6 protein-coding genes are annotated in these 6,449 nt (G+C 38.9%); all 6 read right to left on the bottom strand.

What is annotated here, in order from left to right:
* A partial coding sequence (locus tag DNC80_RS14110; protein ID WP_182651759.1) for a SprB repeat-containing protein occupies positions 1 to 2,204 on the bottom strand: 2,204 nt, incomplete at its 3' end.
* A gap of 15 nt (positions 2,205 to 2,219) precedes the next feature.
* The gene (locus tag DNC80_RS14105) at positions 2,220 to 3,152 is read right to left on the bottom strand and encodes a formyltransferase family protein (RefSeq protein ID WP_182651758.1); all 933 of its coding nucleotides are present in this window, start codon (positions 3,150 to 3,152) and stop codon (positions 2,220 to 2,222) included.
* Between the two features lie 2 nt (positions 3,153 to 3,154).
* Entirely contained in the window at positions 3,155 to 4,285 is a 1,131-nt protein-coding gene (locus DNC80_RS14100) for an ABC transporter substrate-binding protein (protein ID WP_182651757.1), read from the bottom strand.
* 69 nt (positions 4,286 to 4,354) lie between these two features.
* The gene (locus tag DNC80_RS14095; protein ID WP_208653363.1) at positions 4,355 to 4,891 is read right to left on the bottom strand and encodes a phage tail protein; all 537 of its coding nucleotides are present in this window, start codon (positions 4,889 to 4,891) and stop codon (positions 4,355 to 4,357) included.
* A 17-nt stretch (positions 4,892 to 4,908) separates the two neighbouring features.
* Complete coding sequence (locus DNC80_RS14090) at positions 4,909 to 5,448, bottom strand: phage tail protein (RefSeq protein WP_182651756.1); 540 nt, start codon at positions 5,446 to 5,448, stop codon at positions 4,909 to 4,911.
* 40 nt (positions 5,449 to 5,488) lie between these two features.
* Positions 5,489 to 6,034, bottom strand: a complete 546-nt coding sequence (locus DNC80_RS14085; RefSeq protein WP_182651755.1) for a phage tail protein — start codon at positions 6,032 to 6,034, stop codon at positions 5,489 to 5,491.
* Positions 6,035 to 6,449 lie beyond the last annotated feature (415 nt).

The following is a 6,449-nucleotide window of genomic DNA, read 5'->3' as shown; positions in this document are numbered from 1 at the left end:
GTTCCAGCTGTAAGACCAGTAGCAGTAGCCGCTGTTCCACCAGATGGAGCCCAAGAGTAAGTATATCCACCAGCACCACCAGAAGGAGTCACTGAAGCAGAACCATTAGAACCTCCATTACAAGACACATTTGTTTGTGCAGCAGTTGCCGTACTGATAGCAGTTGGCTGTGTGATTACAAAGTTAACAGCAGTAGTACAACTGTTTGCATCCGTTACAGTACATGTCCAAGTCCCAGCTGTTAAACCTGTAACAGAAGGAGTTCCGTCACCTGTTGGGGTACCTGGAGTCCAGTTGTAGGTATATCCACCCGCTCCACCTGTTGGAATATTAATAGCAGCTGCACCAGTTGAACCTCCATTACAAGCGATATTCGTTTGTGATGCAGGTGTTACTGAAATAGCAGTTGGTTGTGTCACCGTAAAGTTTTGTGCTCTGGTACAACCGTTAGCATCGGTAACAGTACATGTCCAGATTCCTGCTGTCAAGCCAGTAACAGAAGTAGTTCCGTCACCCGTTGGATTACCCGGCGTCCAGTTGTAGGTATAACCACCAGCTCCTCCTGTTGGCGTATTGATAGCCGCGGCACCATTTGAGCCTCCAAAACAAGAAACATTAGTTTGTGATGCAGGTGTAACGGCAATTGCAGTTGGTTGCGTAATCGTAAAACTTTGCGTAGCGATGCATGAGTTAGCATCGGTAATGGTACAAGTCCAAGTTCCGGATGATAATCCTGTTACTGATCTTGTTCCATCACCTGTTGGGTTGCCTGGCGTCCAGTTGTAGGTATAACCACCAGCTCCACCAGTAGGGGTATTAATTGAAGCCGCTCCGTTAGAACCGCCGAAACAAGACACATTTGTTTGTGCAGCAGCAGTCGCTACAAGAGCAGTTGGTTGTGTAATTATAAAGTTTTGAGTAGTCGAACATAAACTAGCATCTGTTATGGTTACAGTATAACTTCCTGCTGACAATCCTGTGGCGATTGCTCCTGTCCCTCCTGATGGAGACCAGCTATACGTATATGGAGAAATTCCACCGGATGGAGTAACCATAGCAGATCCGTTAGAACCTCCAAAGCAACTCACATTAGTTTGAATACTAGTTGCAGTTATATTAGAAACTGTTAGTGTTCCTGAATTTGAGGTAGCAGAACCTGCACCACTAGCAACACAGCGATATAAATAACCACTCATTCCAGCGGTTGCCGCTGTAATAGCTAAAGTAGTTGTAGTAGCGCCAGAATAAGGATCAGCATTTGAAATATTTGTAAATCCGCTACCTGTATTTACCTGCCATTGGTAGCCAGTAGCATCATTTGCTGAAATAGAAAAGGTAGTATTACTCCCGACACAAATTGTTCTGTTGGGTGGATTAGCTGTAATGGTTGGCGCTGCACCCAGAAAAGCAGCACCTGAAGGCATTGAAAGCGCTGGAGTAGTATTTGAAAGTGTCCAGTTTGCTTGATTCATAACACCAGCTCTTATTGCGGCAGCGTTAGCAAATGGTGCTCCGGTACCATTAAATTTACCTGATGTACCTATACTATTTCCTGCTAAGGTTCCAACATAAAAAGAGCTTGTTCCTCCTACCAGACCTACAGGTATTACAGAAGAGTTTGGTCCGTCGGCACAAGCCAAATCATCCCAGCTAGCCTGAGAAGTCCCAGCACCAGAACTACAATAAAAATAATGCAGTCCCGAGATAAAAGTTACAGTACCGCTTTCAGGAACACCCGAACCACCCTGAAAAGCGATGATCTGATCCCCTACTGTAGATAAAGATAATCCGTTTGTAGGAGTACCCTCGCTTAAAGTAACCATTCCGTTTGCTGTTAATAAAGTGGAGTTTGGATCATAAGTAGAGGCCGTAAGACCTTTTATAATAATTTCTGTACCAACTGGAATAGCTGTTCCTGCTGTCCAAGTTACAGTAGCTTCTGAGAAAGCGGCTGCTTGCCAAACACCACCACCAAAATAACCGCGGTCTGTAAAACTAATTTCTGTACCTGCCGAAATATTGGTAAGAAGCACAAAGGAATAGACATCTCCCGCAGCGGGACTGGGATTGGCATCATATCCTGTGAAGATAATATCTCCAGCGGACAGAGTCGTTTGAGAGTTACCCACGTAACTCTGTAAAAATATCCCCAGAAACAAGGCGATATTTATGAAATTCTTAATTTGAGCGTAAAAATGTTTCATAGTTAAATAGTTAATTTATAAAGAGGTGAATTTTTGTCCATTTTTTATACCAAAAGCGAGCAACTTGTGTCCACTCATAAAACCTTCATCTGTATAAAGAGTATGTATACGAAGCTGTGAATTATTGTAACATTGTATAAGTAATCCCTTGTTTTCATTTATTTCTAAAATAGTCCCCGGGTAATTTGAATGTTCTGTAATATTTTTGGTTGCTGATACTTCAAGAATGCGCATGTTCCATCCGCTACAGTAAGTGTAGGCTCCTTTATTCCAAGGATTACAAGCATTTACTAATGCCTCTATTGATTTTGCATCCTGAGTTTCCCATCGAATGCATACGTCGCTTGCAGCTGCTTTTTTATAGTAATTTGCGACTGTTTCATCTTGAGGCACCCCTTTGAAATTAGTTTGCAAAAGTGCTACTACTTCGGGCACCATTTGCGCTCCCAGATAAGATAAGTTGGTGCAAAGCATTCCGTGAGTGACATTAGTAGCTATTGGTAGCACACGTTTTAGCACTATATTTCCGGTATCAATCCCTTTTTCGATCGAATGAACAGTAATTCCAGTTTCTTGCTTTTGTTGACGAATCGATTCAAAAACAGGATCACAACCACGCATTTCAGGTAAAAGGCCGTAGTGAAAATTATAAAATAAGTTAGGATATTGTTCTATAATTTTTTCGGATAATTTCCAGGGAAACGTCATTGTAAAAACATACTTTACCATACTGCTTTCAAGTAATCCCTGTAGCTGATTTTCTACTTTTTCTTTTTCAAGTACTATGAGATTGACCCCTGATTGACTTGCAAAAGCCGAACAAAAAGACATCACCTCATCGTTACCAACAGGTACTCCAATGGTGTGTAATTTATTCAGTCCATACAAGGTTTGTATCGAAGGAAAAGCCATGCGGTTATTACACAAAATAACGATGTCGCGTTGCATGCTCATGATTCTAGACAAGCATAGGCATTAAACCATGAATTGGACGTTACATTCTGAACCGCTAGAATATGATGTTGCAAACGGCTGCGTTCTTCATCTAGATTTTCGGCTTCTGTAATATCCTCTAACTGACAGTTACCTGTTTCTTTGTTTTTTGCAACTGTGGCGTAATAAATAGGTGCTGAAGAAAAACCGGTAACAGGATTCATATAAACTTTTCCTCTTGGTGAGTGGATCGTAATAGCATCTAGTGATTTTTCATTTGCAGCTTCTATAAATAAAGCAGCTTCCCATCCTAAGAGCGAAAATATATTGGCTTTGTTTTGTCGGATATTCTCCATCGTAGCAACAAAATCTTTATTTTCTTCGCTAACAATTGTTAGTGACCAAGGAATAGAAGAGCTCCAATTATATCCTGGATAAGGTATCTTACTTAGCCAAAATTCTTCTGCTGTAAAACCGCTTCCGTAAATTTTACAGGATATTATACTCTTAAATTTAGATGATTCTCTAAAAAAATCTTCAGCCATATCTCCGCAAAAAGAAGTCAAAAGGGCTGCATCTTTGTTTTCTTCAAGATAACCCGCCAATGGTTCCAAACTAAAATCGGAGCGTTTCAAAGGCGTAATATGATTGTATGTAATAGATCCTCCTTTATCTTCAACCGAAGTTGAATACGTGTAAGGAGGACGATAACCTGCATCGTAAAAAGAACAGGTAAAAGCAAAATCCTGTAGCCCTTCTTCTGCGGCTTTACGAACAATCGCACGGGAACACAAATTACCTTCTAAAGAAATAAAATGAGCGTTTGATAATTTTTGTTGAAAGTTTGGGAAATGATAACCACTATCTAAAACGATCAGTAACTTTCCGGAATTTTCAAAAAGAGGATGAATAAATTCTGCTGTAATAGGATTTATATAAGCAATAATTATATCTGTATTATTGAGTAATAATTGTTCGCAGCAAATATAAATTTCTTCATTTTTGCCGGCCACACCTATATTTGATGATACGATTTCGTGTTTTCCTTCTACTCCTAATTTTTTTAGAGAAGATTTAAAACCATCTATGATATCAAAAGCCATTGAAGGATAGATTACGGAACGCGTTAAGAGTAGAGCTATTTTCATAAACAATAATTAATGATGTTTTACAACAAGGCAAATAACTTATTGGAAACATCCAATGGGTATATAAAATTAGTTTCTTGAAGGAAAAATTCCCATCAGGCATATTATATAATTCATCCCTAAATACGGCTGCTGAACAGGTATTGGCTGATTGCCTCCATTTATACCGATGGTAATTGATGCATTTATAGGTCTTAAAGAAGTATCAGGTGTTTTTGTAGAATAAAGACCTGCTAAAGCCGCCAAACTATTTCCTGTCGGAGATCCGTTATCTCCCTCGTCTGAATAAGCCAAAATAGTATAAGAACCAGTTCCCACATGGGTATGTGATGGCAAGTTTGCAAGAGTTGCCGTTACATTATTAGCCCCTGAAATTTCACCCAATTGATATTGATCGACAGTTCCTACGCCTGTACCCATTGGAACTCGACCTCGCAAATCAGGCAGTGCAAATGTTTGTACACCATTACCGCCATAGGTTGTTCCTAAAAGACTAAATAGAGCTTGGTTGGTATTTATAGCAAGTAGTTGTCCTGCACAAAACGCCCAATATTTAGGCTCGAAATTGGGAGCAAATAAGCGAATTTCTGACATTGTTCCTTCCATGATTAATGTTTTTAAGTTTAGTTTCTAGTTGGATAAATACCCTCAACGCAAATAATATAATTTGCAGCTGTATAAGGTTGTATAATACTAAATGGCATACCCTGACCCGCAGCTGCCAGATTTACAGTTGAAGTTTCGGGTTTTAAACTGGTATCTGCTGTCTCGGTGGAGTACGCTCCTGTTAAACCAGCTAATTCGGCATTGGTTGGAGAACCCAAACTATCTGGTTGACTGTAAGCTGGAATTGAAATGCTACCTGTTCCAAAATGAGAGTGTGCGGGCATTTGATTACTGGACATTACAGCAGTTTCTGAACCCCCAACCTGACCCAAAATCATTTGCGGTAGACCAGGCCCTTGTCCCGTACCAACTGGAATGCGGCTGCGAAGATCAGGAACCTGAAATGTTAGTACTCCGTCGCCCCCATAAGTAGTGCCAATTAGAGTATATAGCGCTTCATTTTCTGAAATACTCAATGTGCTGCCATTACAAAATGACCAATATAATGGTGCGAAATTACCACCAAAAATGCGGATTTCCCCTACAGTTCCTTCCATAATAATGTTTTAAAGTTTATGATGTATTTGTATGTGAGTACTACTGGCGAGAAGGAAATATTCCATACAGGCAAATAATATAATTCAAACCAATTGAAGGTTGATTAATAGGTAGCGGCTGGTTATTTCCAGTTGCACTAACTACCACATTAAATGGAGTTGTTTTCATTGAGGTATCTCCTGCAACTGAACTATACATGGTAGATTTTGCCGCTAAAACATTTCCAGTAGGACTATTTGAATCTCCCGCGTCTGAATAGGCATGAATTACAACATTACTTACACAAGCATGTGTATGCGGAGCAAGCTGATTGTTGTTTAGTGAGACACTATTAAAACCTGATTTTTGACCTAAGGCATAATAAGACAGACCAGATCCTTGTCCTTGTCCAGCCCCTAAAGCGGTACGTCCTTTAAGATCCGGTAAAGCAAATGTGTTTTGCCCATCACCGCCATAATTAGTTCCTAAAATAGAAAAGAGAGCAGTATTGCTTCTTATTTGAATAAGTGACCCATCACAATACGACCAATTTTTAGGTGCAAATGTTGCTGCGAAAAGACGAATTTCTCCTATAGTTCCCTCCATATTTATTTTTTTAAATATTTACATTAATTTTATTAAAACTAATTTTTGTAACCTTATTTTTATTAAATATATTTTAATTTCTTTTTTACAGAACAAATCTAAGTGAAATAAGCGGTCTAAAAGCAGGTATAAATACCTGTTTTTTTATGTAATGATTGTAATTTTGTCTAAAGATTTAATAAATGTTTTTGCTAATTTAACTAATATTTTGTTAAATAATGATCAATTCGTTAAATTTATATTTTTTAGTGGTGTGAAAAATTAAAAAATGTAGCTTTTTACAGCTCAAAAAAGAAATCTCTTTCCTAAAAAAGGAATAACCCCCTATATTTGCCAAAAAAGATTTTAATCCATGCACCGCCATTTCATCATTCACAAGCCTTATGGCTATTTAAGTCAGTTTATCTATGAACTC

It is taken from the genome of Flavobacterium sp. SOK18b, assembly GCF_014156605.1.
GTDB classification, from domain to species: Bacteria; Bacteroidota; Bacteroidia; order Flavobacteriales; family Flavobacteriaceae; genus Flavobacterium; species Flavobacterium tiangeerense.
This window is presented reverse-complemented; position numbering and strand designations above follow the sequence as displayed.

Coding starts and splice junctions, on each gene's coding strand:
- DNC80_RS14105 (WP_182651758.1), bottom strand. CDS start 3,152: ATGCAACGCGACATCGTTATTTTGTGTAATAACCGCATGGCTTTTCCT.
- DNC80_RS14100 (WP_182651757.1), bottom strand. CDS start 4,285: ATGAAAATAGCTCTACTCTTAACGCGTTCCGTAATCTATCCTTCAATG.
- DNC80_RS14095 (WP_208653363.1), bottom strand. CDS start 4,891: ATGGAAGGAACAATGTCAGAAATTCGCTTATTTGCTCCCAATTTCGAG.
- DNC80_RS14090 (WP_182651756.1), bottom strand. CDS start 5,448: ATGGAAGGAACTGTAGGGGAAATCCGCATTTTTGGTGGTAATTTCGCA.
- DNC80_RS14085 (WP_182651755.1), bottom strand. CDS start 6,034: ATGGAGGGAACTATAGGAGAAATTCGTCTTTTCGCAGCAACATTTGCA.